Below are 20,078 nucleotides of genomic sequence, written 5' to 3' on the forward strand. Positions count from 1 at the left end.
GGCGGGCGGACCGCCCCGTTGCCGCCGGGGCGGTTGCCCGCCGCCGGAGGCGTGCCACGGCCCGGGCGCGTACCTTGCGATCGATCGCCGTCGCGACCACCCTGCCAGCCACCGGGTCGAGTGCCCTGAGGTCGGTCGCCATCGCGACCCTGCCAACCGCCGGGACGGCGCGGGGGCTGGGCGGTGCCATTGTCGGGACGGGTGGGGTTATGGCCGGCCGCCGGAGGCGTTCCGCGGCCGGGCCGGGTGCCTTGCGGCCGGTCGCCGTCATGGCCTTGCCAGCCGCCGGGGCGTCCCGGGCGGACGGGCGGGTTGCCGGGGCGGGTACTGCCCTGCCACTGACCGCCGCCGCGATCGCCGCGGTGCTTCCACCACGCGCGCCGACCGCCCCAATAGTTCAGATATTGGCCGCGTAGCGGATAGCGGTTGCGGTAATTGTCGTACATCCACATCCCGTAGCCGGGATAATAATAATCGTCGTACCAGCCGCCACCGAAGCCGATCTGGACGAAGCCGCCGCCGTAATCGGCCGGATCGTAGCAGCCATAGCCGTAACCGTCGTCATAGCTGTAGGGGTCGTAGTCGTAATAGGCGTCGGGGCAGGCCCCGGCGGAGGCATAGCTGCTGCCATAGACGTCGCCGTAATAGCAGCCGCCGAGCGCGGTCGTCGCGACCACGCCAAGCGCGAGGGAGAGGGGGCGACGGATCGTCTTGCGCATGATCTTGTCCTTTCCGGACCAGCGAGGCGGTCCGTTTTCCGTCGGACAAACTGCCCGAGTCGAGTTGAATTCGCGGTGAATGGAGAATGGATGCGCGACACGACGCCGGCTCTCGCTTCCTGCTTGCGGGAGGGGGAGGCCGACAGGTCGCATTGTCGCGTCCGGCACTTGCTTGCATCGGTGTCAATAGGGCGATAGCGTCGGTGCGATCGGGTGAATCAGCAAGGATGATGCGACAATGAATGCCCCCGCGAATAGCATGTGGTCCGAACGCCGCTTCGGTCCCGACACCGCGCACTGGTTGCCGCGCGGCCCCGAAAGCGCGCTCGATCATATCCCGGGCGACGACGGGATTCCTCTGCTCGGCACGACGCTGGCGCAGCTTCGCGATCCCGTCGGCTTCACCAACCGCATGGTCGACCGCCACGGCAAGGTCTATCGCGCCCGCAGCTTCGGCGGTCGCGGGGTATCGCTCGTCGGGCCGGAAGCGAACGAGCTGGTGCTGTTCGACCGCGACAAGCTGTTCTCGTCAGAACAGGGTTGGGGGCCGGTGCTCAACCTGCTGTTCCCGCGCGGGCTGATGCTGATGGATTTCGACAAGCATCGCGCCGACCGCCGTACGCTGTCGGTCGCCTTCAAGCCCGAGCCGATGCGCCTCTATGCCGATGCGCTCAACGAGGGGATCAGGGACCGTGTCGCGCGCTGGAGCGGGACGCGCTTCGCCTTCTATCCCGCGATCAAGCAGCTGACGCTCGACCTTGCGGCGACCAGCTTTCTGGGCATCCCCTGGGGTCCGGAGGCGGAACGAATCAACAAGGCGTTCGTCGACATGGTGCAGGCGTCGATCGGCGTTGTCCGCGTGCCCCTGCCGTTCACCGCGATGGGGCGCGGGGTCGCCGGGCGGAAATTCCTGGTCGAATATTTCACGAAGATGGTCCCCGAACGCCGCGCCTCGACCGGCGACGACATCTTCACCCAGATTTGCCAGGCGAAGGACGAAGAGGGCGAATATCTGTCGGTCGAGGCGATCGTCGACCATATGAATTTCCTGATGATGGCGGCGCACGACACGATCACCAGTTCGGTGACGTCGCTCGTCTGGCTGCTGGGGCAGCATCCCGAATGGCAGGACCGGCTGCGCGAGGAGATGCTGCGCGTCGCGCCCGCGGGCGAGGGTGTCGGGCACAACAGCCTGGGCGAACTCGAACTCACCGAATGGGCGTTCAAGGAGGCGCTGCGGATGATCCCGCCGGTTCCGGTGATCCCGCGCCGCGCGCTGCGCGATTTCGAATTCGGCGGCTATCGCATTCCCGCCGGCACCAACGTCGGCGTCAGCCCCAGCTATACGCACATGATGGACGAATATTGGCCCGATCCCGAACGGTTCGACCCGATGCGCTTTGCCCCCGACGCGGCGAAGGGGCGGCACAAATATGCATGGGTGCCCTTCGGCGGCGGCGCGCACATGTGCCTGGGGCTGCATTTCGCGCACATGCAGGCGAAGATTTTCTTTCACCACGTGCTGACGACGCATCGCATCGAGATCGCGGACGGCTATGCGCCCGACTGGCAGATGTGGCCGATCCCGCGGCCGAAGGATGGGTTGACGGTGACGCTGACGCCGCTCTGACCTTGCCGGGCGGGGCGCGATCCGCCACGTGGGGGCGGTGAAGAGTTTCCGGCCCTATCTGCTGTGGTTCGTCGCCGCCCTGCTGGTGACCGTCGCCGCGATCCGCGCGATGACATGGATGCGCGATCATCCCGAACATTGGCCGGGCGCGCGGTTCGAGCTTGCGCATCCGCAGGGCTGGGCGACGCATCGCAAGCTGATCGGCCTCGTCGGCGACGATGCCGGCTGCTTCGCGGCGTTCGAGCGGGCGGGGGCGGGGTATCAGCGGCGGCCTGTCGTCGGCGAGGGCGCCTGCCGTACCAGCCAGCGCATGGTGCTCACCGGCGACCGCCTCGTTCCCTCGCTCCGCCCGGCCAACGCCGCCCCCGGCTGCGCGGTGACCGCGGCGATGAGCCTGTGGACCCGCGACGTCGTGCAGCCGCTCGCGCAGCGATATTTCGGGCAGAAGGTCGTCGAGCTGGAGAATCTGGGCAGCTACAACTGCCGCACCATCGCCGGGCGCGCGGCGCAGAGCGAGCATTCGACCGCCAATGCAATCGACATTTCGGCCTTCGTCCTTGCCGACGGAACGCGCATCGCGCTGATCAACGACTGGGACGACGGCGACCGGCGAAGCGAGTTCCTGCACGCGGTGCGCGACGGCTCATGCGGCCTGTTCAGCACCGTGCTGTCGCCCGACCACGACGCGGCGCACGCCAACCATTTCCACCTCGACATGGCGGTGCGCACCGCGGGCTGGTCGGTCTGCCGTTGAGGGGTGGGCGCGGATGCTCTCGATCCGACCTTTCTTTCCGTTCGAAACGAACGGATTGGGATCCCGATTCGGGGCGCTTGTTTCTTAAAGCATGATGATATTGGATTGACCCGCTTCGTCATTGCGAGCGGAGCGAAGCAATCCAGGGCGGCCTACGCACACTCTGGATTGCTGCGCGGCTTCGCCGCTCGCAATGACGAGTCCATTCGATATCGTCACGCTTTAAACGGTGAAGCTCTCGCCGCAGCCGCAGCTTCCCTTGGCGTTGGGGTTCTGGAAGACGAAGCCCGCGGCGAAATCATCCTCGACCCAGTCCATGACGCTGCCGATCAGGTAGAGCACCGAGGCGCCGTCGATGTAGAAGGTGCCGCCAGGCGTCTCGATCTTTTCGTCGAACCGGTCCTCTTCGGTCACATAGTCGACCGAGTAGGCGAGGCCCGAGCAGCCGCGGCGCGGCGTCGACAGCTTGACGCCGATCGCGCCCGCGGGGGCGCTTTTCATCAGCGCCGCGACGCGCGCCTCGGCACCGGGGGTCAGCGTTACCGCGGCGGGGCGGGTTCTGGTTTTCGTGTCCGTCATCGTCATCTCCCCCCTCCCGCCTGGGGAGGGGCCGGGGGTGGTTCATTCTATATAGGGATGATTCGGCCCGCGGCCCACCCCCAACCCCCTCGCGCTTGCGAGAGGGGTCATAGCATCCCCAGTTCCAGCCTCGCCTCGTCGCTCATCGCCTCGGGCGACCAGGGCGGGTCCCAGACGAGGTTGACCTCGGCATCGCCGACGCCGGGCACGGCGCCGACGCGCAGTTCGACCTCGCCCGGCATCGATTCGGCGACCGGGCAATGCGGGGTCGTCAGCGTCATGGTGATCGCCACATGCCCCTCGTCGATCTCGACATTGTAGATCAGCCCGAGGTCGTAGATGTTCACCGGGATTTCGGGGTCGTAAATGTCCTTGAGCGCGGCGACGACGGCTTCGTACAGGTCGCCGCCGACTGCGTTCGGGTCGGCCGCGGCCGGTTTGGCGGACAGGAAGCCATCCAGATAGTCGCGCTTGCGTTCGAGCTTCGCGCCCATCGTTTCCGGCGCCGCCTCGGCATCGGCGACGCGCGCCCTGGGCGGCGCATCGACGCTTTCGACTTCCTCGATACGGATCGTGCGTTCGTCGGTCATCCGAAAATCCTTTCGACGCGGGCGAGGCCGTCGATCAGCGCCGCCACATCGTCGTCGTTGCTGTAAAGCCCGAAACTCGCGCGGGCGGTCGCGGCCACGCCCAGATGCTCCATCAGCGGCTGGGCGCAGTGATGCCCGGCACGGATCGCGACCGAGCTTTCGTCGAGGATCGTGCCGATGTCGTGCGGATGGACACCCGCCATCGCGAAGCTGACGATCCCGGCGCTGGTGTCGGGACCGAACAGCGTGACGCTGTTGCGCCGCGCAAGCTGTTCGCGCAGCGACCCGACCAGCGCGCATTCGTGCGCGTGGATCGCGTCGAGGCCGATCGCATCGACATAGTCGACCGCCGCCGCGAGCCCCAGCGCTTCGACGATCGCCGGCGTTCCCGCCTCGAAGCGGGTGGGGGCGGGGGCGTAGCTCGTCTTCTCGAACGTCACGCGGTCGATCATCGACCCGCCACCCTGCCACGGCGGCAGCGTGTCGAGCCTGTCGCTCCACAGCACGCCGATGCCGGTCGGGCCATAGAGCTTGTGGCCCGAGAAGACATAATAGTCGCAGCCCAATGCCGCGACGTCGACCGGCAGCCGCGGCACCGCCTGGCAGCCGTCGACCAGCAACTCGGCGCCGACGCGGTGCGCAAGCTCCGCTGCGCGCGCGACGTCGAGCGGGCTGCCGAGCACGTTCGACACATGCGCGAAGGCGACCATGGTATGATCGGGCGTCAACATGCGTTCGGCCGCGTCGAGGTCGATCCGGCCGTCGGCGGTCAGCGGGCAGACATCGATCTGCCAGCCCGCGAGCTGCCACGGCACGATATTGCTGTGATGCTCGAGCAGCGACAGCAGCACGCGGCCCTTCTTCGGATGCGCATAGGCGACGAGGTTGATCGCCTCGGTCGCACCGCGCACGAAGGCGATCTGGTCCTCGGTCGCGCCGATGAACGCCGCAATCCGCCGCCGTGCCGCCTCATAGGCGAGCGTCATGTCGGCCGAGCGCGCATAGACACCGCGGTGGACGGTCGCATAGTCCCGCCCCATCGCCAGCGTGCAGGCGTCGATCACCGCCTGCGGCTTCTGCGCGGTGGCGGCGCTGTCGAGATAATGCCAGCCGGGGGTAAGGCCGGGAAACTGATCCCGAATGCCGTTCGTGTCGAGCGAAGTCGAGACACCGGGCGTGCGTGCGCTGCCGAGAGGCATCTCGACTTCGCTCGATGCGAACGGAGAAGAGAGGTTGGTCACACCAATTCTCCCAGCTTCGCCAGCGCCAGCTCCTGCAACCGCGCCTCGTCCTCGGCGCCGTCGAACACGCCGGCGACGAAGGCCTGGAGCAATATCTTCTTCGCGCCGGCGGGCGGAAGCCCGCGCGACTGGAGGTAAAACAGCGCCTGCGCGTCGAGCTCGCCGATCGCGCAGCCGTGCGCGCATTGCACGTCGTCGGCGAAGATTTCGAGCTCGGGCTTGGCGTTGGCGGTGGCGCTGCGGTCGAGCAGCATCGCCTTCACGTCCTGTTCGCTGTCGGTCTGCTGCGCGCCGCGTGCGACCGCGACCTTGCCAAGATAGGTGCCCGTCGCGGTGCCGCCGAGCACCGACCGCACCATCTGCCGCGAGCGCGCGCCGGGTTCGGCATGGGTGACGGTAGTGACGATCTCCAGCGTCTGCTCACCGCCGCCGATCTGCGCCGCGCCGAGCGTGAAGTCGGCGCCCTCGTGCAGCGTGACGTTCAGTTCGATGCGGCCATAGGCGCCGCCGATGTTGAGGACATGCAGCGACGCGGCCGCGCCCTTGCCGAGCACCAGCTCGATCTGCCGGATCGCGCCGGTATCCTGCACGATGGCGCGTGCGAAGTTGCCACCCGCGGGCACGATGATGCTCTCGGGCGCGGGCAGGGGCCATGCCGCGGCGACCGCTTCGATGTCGGCATAGCGCCACGCTTCGTCGCGACGGGTGGGGAGGATGGCGGTCGTCACGCCTCTACCTCCCGCATTTCGTCACCCCGGACTTGATCCGGGGTCCCGCTTCCCACGTCGGAAAAGCGGGATGCCGGATCAAGTCCGGCATGACAATGGAGGGAAGGGTACGCGTATAGGGTCACGCCACCACCTCGGCATAGCCATGTTCTTCCAGCTCGCGCGCCAGTTCCGGCCCACCCGACTTGACGATGCGCCCGGCCGCGAGGACGTGGACGAAATCGGGCTGCACATAATCGAGCAGACGCTGGTAATGGGTGATGAGCAGGACCGCCTTGTCGGGTTTGCGCATGATCGCATTGATCCCCTCGCCGACGACGCGCAGCGCGTCGATGTCGAGGCCGCTGTCGGTCTCGTCGAGGATCGCGAGCGTCGGATCGAGGATGCCCATCTGCACCATCTCGTTGCGCTTCTTCTCGCCGCCCGAAAAGCCGACGTTCACCGGCCGCTTGAGCATGTCCATGTCGAGCCCCAGCAGCCCCGCCTTCTCGCGCGCGATCTTCAGGAACTCGCCGCCCGAGAGCGGTTCCTGTCCGCGCGCCTTGCGCTGGGCGTTCAGGCTTTCGCGCAGGAACTGGACGTTCGACACGCCGGGGATTTCGACCGGATACTGGAAGCCGAGGAACAGGCCGGCGGCGGCGCGCTCGTGCGGGTCGAGGGCGAGCAGGTCGATCGCCCCTGCCTGAAGCGAAGGCGTGAAGGTGGCCGATCCCTCGGTGACCTCATATCCCGGCCGACCGCCGAGCACATAGGATAGCGTCGACTTGCCCGCGCCGTTCGGCCCCATGATCGCATGAATCTCACCCGCATCGATGGTGAGCGACAGCCCCTTCAGGATCGGCTTGTCTGCGACGGTGGCGTGGAGATTATTGATTCGAAGCATTGTTTTCCAATTCAGCGATGATTTCGGAGACCAACGGCGTGATGCGTTGCCGTACCGCCTCGTCTCGTGAAGAAAGTAGATTGATGAGTTCGTCTCTAACGCGACGACGACATCGATCGATCACCGGATCAGCGTGTGGGATCGACATAAAATCATCTATGTCCCACTCGCCTATTTCAAGCTGTTCTCGACCATCGAAGGTGCCGAGCAAGCGTATTGCGTCGCCGCGAGTTTCGATTTCGTTCGGGAAAGCTGTCATCCCACACTTCCCTCCAGCGAGATCCCCAGCAGCTTCTGCGCCTCGACCGCGAACTCCATCGGCAGCTGCTGCAGCACTTCTTTCGCGAAGCCGTTGACGATCAGCGCCACCGCCTCTTCCTGCGAAAGCCCGCGCTGCATCGCGTAGAAAAGCTGGTCGTCGCTGATCTTGCTCGTCGTCGCTTCATGCTCGACCTGCGCGCTCGGGTTGCGGACCTCGATATAGGGCACGGTGTGCGCGCCGCACTGGTCGCCCAGCAGCAGGCTGTCGCACTGGGTGAAGTTGCGCACCCCCTCGGCGTTCGGCGCGACGCGGACGAGGCCGCGGTAGGTGCCGTTCGACTTGCCGGCACTGATCCCCTTGCTGACGATGGTCGAGCGGGTGCGTTTGCCGTTGTGGATCATCTTGGTGCCGGTGTCGGCCTGCTGATAATTGTTAGTCACCGCGACCGAATAGAATTCGCCGACGCTGTCGTCGCCGTTGAGGACGCAGCTCGGATATTTCCACGTGATCGCGCTGCCGGTCTCGACCTGCGTCCACGACGTCTTCGACCGCGCGCCCTGGCACAGCGCGCGCTTGGTCACGAAATTATAGATGCCGCCCTTGCCTTCGGCATCGCCGGGATACCAGTTCTGGACGGTCGAATATTTGATCTCGGCATCGTCGAGCGCGACCAGTTCGACCACCGCGGCGTGAAGCTGGTTCTCGTCGCGCATCGGCGCGGTGCAGCCTTCGAGATAGCTGACATAGGCGCCCTTGTCGGCGACGATCAGCGTCCGTTCGAACTGCCCGGTATTTTCGGCATTGATGCGGAAATAGGTCGACAGCTCCATCGGGCAGCGCACGCCCTCTGGCACATAGACGAAGGTACCGTCCGAGAAGACCGCGCAGTTGAGCGCCGCGAAATAATTGTCGTGCATCGGCACGACGCGGCCGAGCCACTTCTTCACGAGGTCGGGATGCTCGCGGATCGCCTCGCTGATCGACAGGAAGATGACGCCGGCCTTCTTGAGCTCTTCGCGGAAGGTCGTCGCGACCGAAACGCTGTCGAACACGGCGTCGACCGCGACCTTGCGCGCGCCCTCGACCCCGGCGAGCACCTTCTGCTCCTCGATCGGGATGCCGAGCTTTTCGTAGACTTTCAGAATCTCGGGATCGACCTCGTCGAGGCTCGACACCTTCGGCTTCGCCTTGGGCGCCGCATAATAGTACGCGTCCTGATAGTCGATCGGCGGGACGTTGAGCTTCGCCCAGTCGGGCGGCGTCATCGTCAGCCAGTGGCGATAGGCCTTCAGGCGCCAGTCGAGCATCCATGCGGGCTCGCTCTTCTTGGCGCTGATGAAGCGCACCGTGTCTTCGCTCAGCCCCTTGGGCGCGAATTCCTGTTCGATCGGCGAGGACCAGCCATGCTCGTAATCGGCGACGCGCAGCGCGGCTTCGCGAGCGGCCTGGTCCTTGACGTCGATATCTTTCGTGGGGGTTTCGGGTGTATCGGTCATGTCTCTAACTCGTCGCCCCGGCGAAGGCCGGGGTCGCTGTCTTTTTATCCTGCGGCGCCGCAGCGAGCGCACTGGCGACCTCCGCCTTTGCAGGCGCAACGGTAAGGGTCGCGAGGCTGATGTCCGCGAGCGCCGCGCGCACCGCGCCGTTAACGATGCCGAGGTGCGGCTGAATCTGGCAGCTGCCCTCGAAACCGCAGTCGTGGCGGCCTTCGTCGCAGCAGGCGGTCAGCGCGATCGGGCCTTCGACCGCCTCGATGATCTCGGCGATGTTGATCGCCGCGGCGGGCCGTGCCAGCCGCACGCCGCCGCCGCTGCCGCGCGAGGCGACCAGCAGTCCGGCGCGGGCGAGCAGGCTCACCAGCTTCTGCGCCGTCGGCCCCGGAATGCCCGTCTGCTCGGCCAGCCGCGCGGCGTGCAGCGGCCCGGAACCGACTTGCGACCCGCACTGGCGCGCGGCGGCGCTCATCAGCACCACGGCATAATCGGCAAGGTTGGACAGGCGCACGGATTTCCTCGCTGGAATTGCGAATGATTCTTAACTGGAGTAAATTACTCCACTTATATAGGCGAGCCAAGCGCGGGGTGCAAGCAAGGCGATTTTGTGCGGCGCAAATAAAAAGGCACCCGCCCGGCCGAAGCCGAACGAGTGCCGAGATGAAGGTCTCAGTCCTCGTGAAAAGGAAGAGCTCTTCTGGGTCGCAATGTCCGATTATGCGCGCGCCGCGATTCGCGATTGTATGAAAACGCCAAATCGACGCGATCAAAAATTTTGATGGTAAATGCGGCCGTCGCCGACTTGCCTATGTGTCCGATACGATCGGGCTGACCTTGCCCGCGAGCTGCTTGCGTCCGCGCGTCGTCGCCTCGGTATAGAGCGTCGGTGTCGCCAGCTGTCCCGGGGTCGCGCCGGCGAAGCGCTTGATCTCGCGGATCAGGTGCGACTGGTCGTAGAAGGCATCGCCGAGATGCGCCGATTCGAGATCCTCGCCGCGCGCCAGCGCCGCGGCGGCGCGGACGGCGCGATATTTGCGCGCCAGCATGCGCGGCGACAGGCCATAGAAATGCTTGGTCATTCGTTCGACCGAGCGGATCGACATGCCGGTGGCCGCGACCAGGTCGGGAACGTGGGGGGAGGCCGTCTCGGTCAGCCAGCGGTCGACGGTGCGGATGAACCACATCGGCGCCGGCTCGCCCCGCTTCAGCACCTCGCGCACGAAATTGTTGCCGATGACCAGCCGTTCGGCGTCGCTCGCCGCATCGTGGAAGCGGCTCGCGACCTCATTCACCCAGTCGCCGAACAGGTCGGCGGCGTCGATCGCGCGATCGGTCAGCTTTTCGGCGTCAGCGCCCATCAGCGCCGCCCAGCCCGCCGGCAGCATGCCGAAGCCGAAGATCTGCGTCGGGCCATTGCTGATCGCGCGCACGCGGCCGCTCGTCGGCCCGATGATGTTGGCGCGGCACACCGATGTGCGATGGCCGTCGGCAAAGACATATTCGCCGTCGGCCACGGTCAGGAAACGGAACTGCGGCCGGTCGGCGCGCTCATATTCGTCGAAGCGCGGCATGTTGATGCGCGCGCAGTAAAAGCTCGACACCATCTCCGCCAGATCGGGATCGGGCGGAAAATAGTGAAGCTCGAACGGCGCGCTGCTCCCCGCGCCCGCGGACGCATTGTCTGACATGACGAACGACCCTCGGCGGCTTTATTGCCGCCTTGTTTCCAGCACGTATAATTTTCCATAAGCGGCGGGGCGTCAAGCCGCAATGATCAAAGGCGTCAGGCGCTTTCGTGCGCGATCCACGCATCGATGCGCCGTTCCATGACGTCGAGCGGCACCGGCCCCGATTGCAGCACCACGTCGTGGAAGGCGCGGATGTCGAAACGCTCGCCCAGCGCCGCCTGCGCGCGGGTGCGCAATTCCATGATCTTGAGCTTGCCGATCAGATAGGCGGTCGCCTGACCCGGATAGACGATATAGCGCTCGATCGCCTTTTCGATGTCGCCGTCGGGGTTGGGGGTGTTGTCCTTGAGATAGCGGATCGCCTGCTCGCGGCTCCAGCGCTTGTCGTGGATGCCGGTATCGACGACGAGCCGGCACGCGCGCCACAATTCCATGCCGAGCCGGCCGAAGTCGCTGTAGGGGTCGGTATAGAAACCCATGTCCTTCGCCAGCTCCTCCGAATAGAGGCCCCAGCCCTCGGTATAGGCGGTGAAGCCGCCGAAGCGGCGGAAGGGCGGCAGGCCGGTGAGTTCGGTCTGCACCGCGCGCTGGAGGTGGTGGCCGGGAACCCCCTCATGATAGGCGAGCGCCTCGAGTTCGGTCTTCGACATGTCGCGCAGGTCGTAGAGATTGACGTAATAGGTGCCCGGCCGCGACCCGTCAGGCGACGGCGACTGGTAAAAGGCCTTGCCCGCCGATTTCTCGCGGAACGCCTCGACCGCCTTCACCTGCAGATGTGCCTTGGGCAGCGTGTTGAAGAAGGCGGGCAGCCGCGCCTCCATCGCCGTGACCCGCGTCGCGACGTCGGCGAGATAGGCCTCGCGCGTCGTGTGATAATATTGCGGGCTGGTGCGCAGATGCTCGAAGAACTGCGGCAGCGTGCCTTTGAAGCCGACCTTCGCCATGATCGCCTTCATCTCGCCGTGGATGCGCGCGACCTCGCGCAGGCCGAGGTCGTGGATCTCGGCAGCGCTCATGTCGGTGGTCGTGTAATTGGCGAGCAGCGCCTGATAATAAGCGGCGCCGTCGGGCAGGCGCCAGATGCCGTCGGCGGTCGGCGCGTCCGCCTGCTGGCGCTTCATCTCGGCGAGCAGGCGGCCATAGGCCGGCCCGGCGCTTTCGGTCCACGCCGCCCGCGCGGCGTCGACCAGCCGCGCCTTCTCCGCATCGGGCGCATCGAGCTTGCCGACCTTCGCTGCGATGTCCTCGATCACCGCATTGTCGGGCTTCATCAGATTCTCGATGTCGGAGATGACATAGGCATAGACCCATTTGGGCGGCTGGATGCCCTTTTGCGCGCGCGCGGCCGATTGGGCGCTCAGCGCGTCGAGAACGGGGCCGAGACCGCGGATGCGGTCGACATAGGCCTGCGCCTCCACGGCGTCGGAGACGCGGTGGATATTGATGAGGAAGGCGGGGAGCCGGCTCTGCGCGCCGTTCATCTGGTCGAAGATATAGGCATGGTCGCGAAAGGCGAACAGCCGGTCCGCCCGCTCCGCCTGCGCGTTGAACAGTTCGAACGACAGCGCATCGTCGGGCGAAAGCGTCCGCGGGTCGAAGCTGGCGCGCATCGCCTCCGCCGTCGCCTGCTGGAGCTTGTGGCTCGCGACCTCGGCTTCGTCGCCGACATCGTTCCAGCGGCCATAATCCTGGTCGCGGATGCCGCGATAGGCCTTGCTCTGCGGGCTCAGCGAGAGCTGCGCGGCGTCATATTGCTCGAAGAAATCGGCAAGCCCCGCGCCGGCGGGCGGGACGGGGATCGACGCGGCGGCGGGCGCCCGCTCGGCCGTCACGGGAGCGCAGCCCGCGACAACGAGCGCGATCAGGCAAGTCGACAGGCTGGCGGCGATGCGGCGGTGCGACACGATAATCTCCTGTTATGTCCGGCGGATTTGCCCGATCCGCTGTGGGGCTTGCCATAGCGGCCGGCGCGGCGCAATGGCGGGCCATGTCGCTCTTCGCCTCCGCCTGCGATGCCGCCTATGCGCTGGCCCGCCCGATCGTCCACGCCACCGATGGCGAGGCCGCGCACAATCTGACGCTCGCCGCGCTCCAGCCGCTGCCGCGCGCGCGGCGCGCGCTGACCAGCCCGGCGCTCGCGACCGAATTCGCGGGTCTGTCCTTCCCCAATCCGGTCGGGCTCGCGCCCGGCTTCGACAAGGACGCGCGCGTCGCGCACGCGATGCCGCATTTCGGTTTCGGCTTCGTCGAGGTCGGGACGCTGACCCCGCTGCCGCAAGCGGGCAATCCGCGCCCGCGCCTGTTCCGGCTGGTCGAGGACGGCGCGATCATCAACCGCATGGGCTTCAACAACGGCGGGCAGGCGGCGGCGGCCGGACGGATCGCCTGCCTGCGCCGCCACGGCCTGCCGGTGCCGCTCGGCATCAACATCGGCGCGAACAAGGACAGCGCCGACCGCATCGCCGACTATGCGAAGGGCACCGCGGCGATGGCGCCGCTCGCCGATTACCTGACCGTCAACATCAGCTCGCCGAACACGCCGGGGCTGCGCGCCCTGCAGGACAAGGGCGCGCTCGAGGCGCTGCTTGACGGCGTCGCCGCGGCGCAGCCTGCAGGGGCCGTGAAACCCGTCTTTCTGAAGGTCGCGCCCGACCTCGAGCCCGCCGACATCGACGATATCGTCGCGGTGGCGCTCGACAAGCGGCTCGCGGCGGTGATCGTGTCGAATACGACGATCACGCGCCCGCCGCTCGCGTCGCGCCACGCGGGCGAGGCGGGGGGGCTGTCGGGCGCGCCGCTCGCCGAACTGGCGCTTCGGCGCGTCCGGGATTTCCGCACCGCGAGCGGGGGCAGACTGCCGTTGATCGCCGCAGGCGGCATCGCGTCGCCCGAACAGGCGTGGGAGCGCATCCGCGCGGGCGCCAGCCTCGTCCAGCTCTATTCGGCGATGGTCTATGAAGGGCCGGGCCTTGCCGGCCGCATCGCACGCGGACTGGAAACGCTCGCCGCGCGCGACGGCTTCGCGCGGGTGGCCGACGCGGTGGGAGCGGGCGGCTAGGCGAAGACCCGTGCCAAGGAAGAAGAGGTCGGGGTTGCGCTGGCCCAAGGGCCGCGCCAATGTCGCGCGCATGATCAAACGACTCCTTGCCGCGCTCAGCCTCTTCGTCCTTGCCGTTCCCTCCCTCGCCGTCGCGCAGGGGGTGACCTCGTCCGCCGACCCGCGCGCGACCGAGGCGGGGCGCGCGATCCTCGCCGACGGCGGTTCGGCCGCCGATGCGGCGATGGCGATGATGCTCGTCCTGACCCTCGTCGAGCCGCAGTCGAGCGGGGTCGGCGGCGGCGGGCTGCTCGTCTATCACGACGCCGCGAGCGACAGCATCGCGACGATCGACGGCCGCGAAACCGCGCCCGCGGCGGCGAAGCCCGACCGCTTCCTGGGGGCCGACGGTAAGCCGCGCCCGTTCATGGAGGTGGTGCCGGGCGGCCTGTCGGTCGGCGTGCCGGGCAACGTCCGCCTGATGGAAATGGCGCACGGGAAATGGGGCAAGCTCGAATGGAAGGCGCTGTTCCAGCCCGCGATCAGGCTGGCGGAGGAGGGGTATCAGGTGACACCGGTCCTCCACAACTGGCTGGTCCGGTTCGAGGAGCTGTGGAAGGATTTCCCCGCCGCGCGCGCGATCTATTATATCGACGGCAAGCCCGCACCGGTCGGCGCGACGATCCGCAACCCCGCCTACGCCGCGCTGCTCCGCGACATGGCGGCGCGCGGCCCCGATGCCTTCTATATCGGCGCCAATGCCCGCGCGATCAGCGCGGCGGTCGCCGGATCGAAGCGTAACCCGGCGCAGATCTCCGCGAAGGACCTCGCCGCCTATCGGGCGAAGGACCGGCCGGCGGTGTGCACCACCTACCGCGTCTACAAGGTCTGCGGCATGGGGCCGCCCTCGTCGGGGGCGACCACCGTCTTCGGCATCCTCGGCCTGCTCGAAGGTTGGGACATGAAGGCGATGGGCAAGGACAACCCGATGAGCTGGCACCTGCTGGCGGAGGCGATGCAGCTTGCCTATGCCGATCGCGCCAAATATCTGGGCGACGGCGATTTCGTTTCGGTGCCCGTCGCCGGGCTGCTCGACAAGGCGTATCTGGCCGGGCGGCGCCAACTCATCTCGCCCTTCGGCGCGGCGGGCCGTTATGAAGCGGGCAACCCGCCGGGGGCCGAACCGCGCACCACTTCGGGGCCGGTCGCCGAACATGGCACGACGCATTTCGTCGTCGTCGACCGCGCCGGCGACGTCGCCTCGATGACCTCGACGGTCGAGAGCATTTTCGGCAGCCACCTCAACGTCAACGGCTATTTCCTCAACAACGAGCTGACCGATTTCGACCACAGCCCGGTGCAGGGCGGCGCGCCCGCAGCCAATCGGGTGCAGGCGGGCAAGCGGCCGCTGTCGTCGATGTCGCCGACGATCGTCTATGGTCCCGACGGCAAGGTCGTGCTCGCGGTCGGATCGGCGGGGGGCAAGCGCATCATCATGCACGTGACCAAGACGCTGATCGGCGTGCTTGACTGGGGCCTGTCGGCCGAGGATGCGATCGCGCTGCCGAACCTGTTCTTCGGCCAGCAGGGCGTGCTGATCGAGGACGATGCGGCGGGCAAGGCGATCGCCGCGAAGATGCAGCCCTTCGGCTATGCCTTCACGCCGACCGAATTGGGATCGAAACTCAACGCGGCGCAGCGCGTCGACGGCGTCTGGCACGGCGCCGCCGATCCGCGCGGCCCCGGATCGGCGTCGGTCGACGGCTCGCCGCCGCAGGGGTGATGCGTGGCCTTTCCCGCTCCGGGCGATAACAAACGATCCAACCTCTCTGGGAGAGTAGAGGAATGAAGCTGGAAAACCCCCATCTCGACCATTTCCCCAGTCTCGTCGCGATGTTCTTCGACCGCGCCGAGCGGGGCGGCGAGACGCCTTTCCTGTGGCGCAAGGCCGATCGCGCTTGGCAGCCGCTGTCGTGGCGGCAGGTCGCGAACCAGGTCGCCGCACTGGCATACAATCTGCGCCGGCTGGGGCTGCGCGACGGCGACCGCGTTGTGCTGGTCAGCGAGAATCGCCCCGAATTCTGCATCGCCGACCTCGCCATCATGGCGGCGGGGTGCATCACCGTGCCGACCTACACCACCAATACCGAGCGCGACCACCAGCATATCCTCGACAACAGCGGCGCCAGCGCGGTGATCGTCTCCACCGCCAAACTCGCGCGGACGCTGATGCCCGCGGTGCTGCGCTCGAACGTGCGGCTGGTCATCAGCATGGAAAGCCTGCGCGTCGGCCAGCAGGGCAATGTCGCGATCCACGACTGGGACCCGCTGGTCACGGGGGGCGAGGCGCATCTGGACGAGGCGAAGTCGCGGGGCCTGGCGATGACGCGCGACGACACCGCCTGCCTCATCTACACCAGCGGCACCGGCGGCGCGCCGCGCGGTGTGATGCAGCATCATGGCGCGATCCTGCACAATGCGGCGGGCGCGGCCGAAGTGCTGGTCAATGATTTCGGCATCGGTGACGAGGAGGTGTTTCTGTCCTTCCTGCCGCTCAGCCATGCCTATGAGCATTCGGGCGGACAGTTCCTGCCGATCATGGTCGGCGCGCAAATCTATTACAGCGAGGGGCTCGAAAAGCTCGTCTCGAACATCGAGGAGACGCGGCCGACGATCATGGTCGTCGTCCCGCGCCTGTTCGAGGTGATCCGCGCGCGGATGATCAAGGCGGTCGAAAAGCAGGGCAAGCTGGCGAACTGGATGCTGAGCCAGGCGCTGCGCGTCGGCGAAAAGGATTATGAGCGGCGCATGGGCGTGCTCGACCGTCCGGTCGACCTGCTGCTCAACAAACTGTTCCGCCCGAAGATCCAGAAGCGTTTCGGCGGCCGGATGAAGGCGCTGGTGTCGGGCGGCGCGCCGCTGAACCCCGAAATCGGTGTCTTCTTCCATTCGATCGGCCTGACCCTGCTGCAAGGCTATGGCCAGACCGAGGCGGGGCCGGTGATCAGCTGCAACCGCCCCGCGGCGGGGCTGAAGATGGACACGGTCGGCCCGCCGCTGATGAATACCGAGGTGCGGATCGCCGACGACGGCGAGATCTGCGTGCGCGGCGAACTGGTCATGAAGGGCTATTGGCGCAACCCGGCCGAGACCGAGCGCGTGCTGGTCCCCGATCCGGCCGAGCCCGACAAGGGGCCGTGGCTGCACACCGGCGACATCGGTCATATCGACGAGGCGGGCCGCATCGTCATCACCGACCGCAAGAAGGACCTGATCGTCAACGACAAGGGCGACAATGTCTCGCCGCAGCGCGTCGAGGGGATGCTGACACTCCAGCCCGAGATATTGCAGGCGATGGTCTATGGCGACAAGCGCCCGCACCTGGTCGGCCTGCTGGTTCCCGATCCCGAGTGGATGGACGAATGGGCCGAGGCGGAAGGGCTACCCAAGGACCTGAAGCTGCTGCGCGAGCACGAGAAATTCCGCGCCGCGATCCGCGCTGCGGTCGACCGGGTCAACGCCCAGCTCTCGGTGATCGAGAAGGTGCGCAAGTTCGACTTCGCCGACGAACCCTTCACGATCGAGAATGAACAGATGACGCCGTCGATGAAGATCCGCCGCCACGTGCTGAAGCAGGTCTATGCCGACAAGATCGCGGCGCTGTATCGGGGGTGATGCCTGCTGCGTGAATGTCTTTGAACGAAGCAGGCCGTGTCCCCGCGCAGACGGGTCGGAAAGAGTCCATGGTCTGCGGGAATCCGGGTTCGGCTTCCTTCCGTTACCCTGAACTCGTTTGGCGTATATATCCTTCGGACGGAACGAGACACATTATGGCACGGTGTTTCGGACTCTGATGACTTTGGGTTGACCCACTTCGTCATTGCGAGCGGAGCGAAGCAATCCAGGGCGGTTTATGCATGCTCTGGATTGCCGCGCGGTTTCGCCGCTCGCAATGACGAGTCCGTCTCATGTCGTCATGGTCTAACGAAAAGCATGGCTTTTCATCGGAGCAGGCGGGGCTGCGACCCGAGAGCTCGGCGCAAACCGAACCCCGCCTGCGGCCGGGCCTTTCGGCTCAGCCTTCGTCCCCCACCGGTTTGCGATAGGGGATGAAATCGCCGAAGACGCACGTCGGTCCGCGGATGCCGCTGCCGCGGTCGACCAGGTGGAAGAAATCGCCGCTGCACGTCTGGGTGCCGAACTGGCGCACCACCATGATGTCGCTGTCGCGCGCGAGGCCGGGGCAGCGGCCTTTCAGGTCGTTGCGATAGACGATGCGACTTCCCTGCCGATAGAGCAATATGTCGTCCGACACGCGGATCGTATCGGCACTCGCATAGTGCGGCAGGCACCGGACCGGCTCGCCCGCGACCTTGCCGGCCAGATATTTGTCGAGCGTCCGGCTCTGTTTCGGGGTCAGCGCCGCGGCGCCGGCATCGGCGCTGCCGGCGGGGGCGCAACTCGCGATCAGCGGCATCGCGCCGATCAGCGCCGCCGCACATAACGGATTCAGCCTGGCCATGATCGGACTCCTTGCATTCGGCACGATGCGCCGGGGATAATGAATGCGCGCTGAAGCCGTCGCATCACGCGGCATCCTTGAGCGCGCGGATGCGCCCGAGCTCGGCGGCGGTGGGCGCGCGCAGGAAGGGGTTCGTCGCGCGTTCCGCGCCGATGCTCGTCGGCACCGTCGGCTCGCCGGCGGCGCGCGCCGCCTCGACCGCGACAAGGCGGTCCGCGAGCGCCCGGTTTTCGGGATCGACCGTCACCGCGAAGCGCGCGTTCGACAGCGTATATTCGTGCGCGCAATAGACGCGCGTCGCGTCGTCGAGCGTCGCGAGCCGCTGCATGTTGGCGAACATCTGCTCGGCCGTTCCCTCGAACAGCCGGCCGCACCCCATCGCGAACAGCGTGTCGCCGACGAAGATCGCGGCGTCGTCGGCGAAATGATAGGCGATATGGCCCGCCGTATGCGCGGGCACGTCCCAGACGTCGGCGACATGCGATCCCAGCCGTACCCGGTCGCCGTCCTTCACCAGTCGGTCGGCGGTCGGAATGCGTTCGCGCTCGGCGGCGGGGGCGATGATCTCGCAGCCCGTCTTCGCCTTGATATCGGCGTTGCCGCCGGTGTGGTCGGGGTGCCAGTGGGTGTTCCAGATCGCGGTGATCGGCCAGCCGCGCCGGTCGGCTTCGGCCAGCACCGGATCGGCGACCGACGGGTCGACCACCATCGTCTCGAAGCTTTCGGGATCGTGGACCAGCCAGACATAATTGTCGCTGAGGACGGGAATGCGGACGATGTCGAGCGCAGCCATGCTCTTTTCTCCTTCGCGGTCCGGCCTCTTGCCCTGATGACGGAGCGGGCGGCCGCCGGCCTTGGCGTCAGCGCGATTGTGGCGGGTGCGATCCGCTTCCGTCAAGCCGCGCGAGCGCTTCGCTGGCGAGTCGCTCGGTCAGGGCGCGGGCGGTGCCGGCGCGGCTCAGCGGTGCCGCCTGTCCCGCCCACAGCGGCGAGAAATCGCCGCCGCCCTGCGCTTCGTTCGCCTTGCGCAGCGGTGCGAGCGCGGCGGACGCATGGGGGAAGGGCGGCGCGGCGTCGACCATCGGCCCCAGTTCCGCGACCAGCCGGTTGCGCATGCCGCGCGCGACGCCGCCCGAAAACAGGTTGGTAAGCAACGTCGCTTCGGCCTCCGGCCCGTTCAGCGCGCGGCGGTGCGCGGCGCTGATCGGCGCCTCTTCGGTGAACAGATAGGCGGTGCCGATCTGCACCCCCGCCGCGCCGAGCATCAGCGCGGCGGCAACCCCGCGCGCGTCGGCGATGCCGCCCGCCGCGATGACCGGGCAGGCGACGGCGTCGACGACCTGCGGCACCAGCGCCATCGTCCCGATCTGGCTGTCCGGTTCTTCGCCCAGGAACCAGCCGCGATGGCCGCCCGCTTCATAACCCATGGCGATGATCGCGTCGCAGCCGCGCGCCGCTAGGTGTCGCGCCTCGGCAACGGTGGTGGCGCTCGACACGATCGCGATGCCGGCGGCGCGCAGCGGTGCGAGCAGCGCCTCGTCGGGCAGGCCGTAATGGAAGCTGGCGACCGCGGGCTTCGCCGCGACCGCCGCTTCGCCCATCGCGGCGTCGAACGGCGCGCGCAGCGGCGGCGGGGGGGCGGCGTCGGCGATGCCATATTCGGCATAATAGGATGCCAGTGCTGCCTGCCATGCCGCGGTGTCGGGTGCGGGCGGCAGGCGGTGGCAGAAGAAGTTGAGGTTGAGCGGCGCGTCGCTCCGCTCGCGGATCGCCGCCACCGCCGCGGCGACGCCGTCGGGGGTCAGCATGCCGCACGGCAGCGATCCGAGCGCGCCCCCGGCCATCGCGCCGACGATCATGTCGGTCGACGTCGCGCCCGCCATCGGCGCCTGGACGATCGGATGCCGCGTCCCGAACAGCCCGGTCAACCGGCGATCGGGCCAGCCGGACAC

General features: G+C 67.2%; 19 protein-coding genes. 5 read left to right on the forward strand and 14 right to left on the reverse strand.

What is annotated here, in order from left to right; translation table 11 throughout:
- A partial coding sequence (locus tag SGR02S_RS12940) for a chromosomal replication initiator protein DnaA (RefSeq protein ID WP_067110449.1) occupies nucleotides 1–719 on the reverse strand: 719 nt, incomplete at its 3' end.
- Nucleotides 720–978: 259 nt separating this feature from the next.
- Here SGR02S_RS12940 and SGR02S_RS12945 point away from each other — a divergent pair.
- On the forward strand, nucleotides 979–2,349 hold the full coding sequence (locus tag SGR02S_RS12945; protein ID WP_067110507.1) for a cytochrome P450: 1,371 nt from the start codon (nucleotides 979–981) through the stop codon (nucleotides 2,347–2,349).
- 37 nt (nucleotides 2,350–2,386) lie between these two features.
- Nucleotides 2,387–3,103, forward strand: a complete 717-nt coding sequence (locus SGR02S_RS12950) for an extensin-like domain-containing protein (protein WP_255211474.1) — start codon at nucleotides 2,387–2,389, stop codon at nucleotides 3,101–3,103.
- Between the two features lie 222 nt (nucleotides 3,104–3,325).
- Here the strand turns inward: SGR02S_RS12950 and SGR02S_RS12955 are convergent, their stop codons facing one another.
- The 10 genes from SGR02S_RS12955 to SGR02S_RS12995 all read right to left on the reverse strand — a co-directional run bounded on the left by SGR02S_RS12955 (nucleotide 3,326) and on the right by SGR02S_RS12995 (nucleotide 12,471).
- Nucleotides 3,326–3,688, reverse strand: coding sequence for a HesB/IscA family protein (locus SGR02S_RS12955; protein WP_067110455.1), 363 nt, complete (start codon nucleotides 3,686–3,688; stop codon nucleotides 3,326–3,328).
- 101 nt (nucleotides 3,689–3,789) lie between these two features.
- Entirely contained in the window at nucleotides 3,790–4,272 is a 483-nt protein-coding gene (locus SGR02S_RS12960; protein ID WP_067110457.1) for an SUF system Fe-S cluster assembly protein, read from the reverse strand.
- A complete protein-coding gene (locus tag SGR02S_RS12965; RefSeq protein ID WP_156483077.1) occupies nucleotides 4,269–5,471 on the reverse strand; it encodes an aminotransferase class V-fold PLP-dependent enzyme in 1,203 nt (400 codons plus the stop codon). Before SGR02S_RS12965 ends, SGR02S_RS12960 begins: the two co-directional genes overlap by 4 nt.
- A 38-nt stretch (nucleotides 5,472–5,509) precedes the next feature.
- Nucleotides 5,510–6,241, reverse strand: a complete 732-nt coding sequence (locus SGR02S_RS12970; protein WP_067110460.1) for a SufD family Fe-S cluster assembly protein — start codon at nucleotides 6,239–6,241, stop codon at nucleotides 5,510–5,512.
- Nucleotides 6,242–6,362: 121 nt separating this feature from the next.
- Entirely contained in the window at nucleotides 6,363–7,124 is a 762-nt protein-coding gene (sufC, locus tag SGR02S_RS12975) for a Fe-S cluster assembly ATPase SufC (RefSeq protein ID WP_067110462.1), read from the reverse strand.
- Nucleotides 7,108–7,383 carry a hypothetical protein gene (locus SGR02S_RS20100; RefSeq protein ID WP_156483074.1) on the reverse strand — a complete coding sequence of 92 codons (276 nt, stop codon included), beginning with the start codon at nucleotides 7,381–7,383 and terminating at the stop codon, nucleotides 7,108–7,110. Before SGR02S_RS20100 ends, sufC begins: the two co-directional genes overlap by 17 nt.
- Nucleotides 7,380–8,882 carry a Fe-S cluster assembly protein SufB gene (sufB, locus tag SGR02S_RS12980; protein WP_067110463.1) on the reverse strand — a complete coding sequence of 501 codons (1,503 nt, stop codon included), beginning with the start codon at nucleotides 8,880–8,882 and terminating at the stop codon, nucleotides 7,380–7,382. The genes SGR02S_RS20100 and sufB overlap by 4 nt, the downstream gene beginning before the upstream one ends.
- 4 nt (nucleotides 8,883–8,886) lie before the next feature.
- Entirely contained in the window at nucleotides 8,887–9,390 is a 504-nt protein-coding gene (locus SGR02S_RS12985; protein ID WP_067110465.1) for an Rrf2 family transcriptional regulator, read from the reverse strand.
- A 295-nt stretch (nucleotides 9,391–9,685) separates the two neighbouring features.
- Nucleotides 9,686–10,567, reverse strand: coding sequence for a helix-turn-helix domain-containing protein (locus SGR02S_RS12990; RefSeq protein WP_067110472.1), 882 nt, complete (start codon nucleotides 10,565–10,567; stop codon nucleotides 9,686–9,688).
- Nucleotides 10,568–10,662: 95 nt separating this feature from the next.
- Nucleotides 10,663–12,471 carry a DUF885 domain-containing protein gene (locus SGR02S_RS12995; RefSeq protein WP_067110474.1) on the reverse strand — a complete coding sequence of 603 codons (1,809 nt, stop codon included), beginning with the start codon at nucleotides 12,469–12,471 and terminating at the stop codon, nucleotides 10,663–10,665.
- A gap of 83 nt (nucleotides 12,472–12,554) precedes the next feature.
- Between SGR02S_RS12995 and SGR02S_RS13000 the strand changes: the two genes are divergently transcribed.
- The 3 genes from SGR02S_RS13000 (at nucleotide 12,555) to SGR02S_RS13010 (ending at nucleotide 17,279) form a co-directional block, all read left to right on the forward strand.
- Nucleotides 12,555–13,625, forward strand: a complete 1,071-nt coding sequence (locus SGR02S_RS13000) for a quinone-dependent dihydroorotate dehydrogenase (protein ID WP_067110477.1) — start codon at nucleotides 12,555–12,557, stop codon at nucleotides 13,623–13,625.
- A 70-nt stretch (nucleotides 13,626–13,695) separates the two neighbouring features.
- Nucleotides 13,696–15,387 carry a gamma-glutamyltransferase gene (gene ggt, locus SGR02S_RS13005; protein WP_067110513.1) on the forward strand — a complete coding sequence of 564 codons (1,692 nt, stop codon included), beginning with the start codon at nucleotides 13,696–13,698 and terminating at the stop codon, nucleotides 15,385–15,387.
- Nucleotides 15,388–15,449: 62 nt separating this feature from the next.
- Entirely contained in the window at nucleotides 15,450–17,279 is a 1,830-nt protein-coding gene (locus SGR02S_RS13010) for an AMP-dependent synthetase/ligase (RefSeq protein WP_174521662.1), read from the forward strand.
- A gap of 400 nt (nucleotides 17,280–17,679) precedes the next feature.
- On the opposite strand, the gene SGR02S_RS13015 is transcribed toward SGR02S_RS13010, so the two are convergent.
- The 3 genes from SGR02S_RS13015 to SGR02S_RS13025 all read right to left on the reverse strand — a co-directional run bounded on the left by SGR02S_RS13015 (nucleotide 17,680) and on the right by SGR02S_RS13025 (nucleotide 20,078).
- Nucleotides 17,680–18,126 (reverse strand): hypothetical protein, encoded by a 447-nt coding sequence (locus SGR02S_RS13015; protein WP_255211475.1) that lies wholly within the window; start codon nucleotides 18,124–18,126, stop codon nucleotides 17,680–17,682.
- Between the two features lie 64 nt (nucleotides 18,127–18,190).
- Nucleotides 18,191–18,919 (reverse strand): hydroxyacylglutathione hydrolase, encoded by a 729-nt coding sequence (gene gloB, locus SGR02S_RS13020; RefSeq protein ID WP_067110483.1) that lies wholly within the window; start codon nucleotides 18,917–18,919, stop codon nucleotides 18,191–18,193.
- A 67-nt stretch (nucleotides 18,920–18,986) separates the two neighbouring features.
- Nucleotides 18,987–20,078, reverse strand: coding sequence for an NAD(P)H-dependent flavin oxidoreductase (locus tag SGR02S_RS13025; RefSeq protein ID WP_067110485.1), 1,092 nt, complete (start codon nucleotides 20,076–20,078; stop codon nucleotides 18,987–18,989).

This window comes from Sphingopyxis granuli NBRC 100800 (genome assembly GCF_001591045.1).
GTDB classification, from domain to species: domain Bacteria; phylum Pseudomonadota; class Alphaproteobacteria; order Sphingomonadales; family Sphingomonadaceae; genus Sphingopyxis; species Sphingopyxis granuli.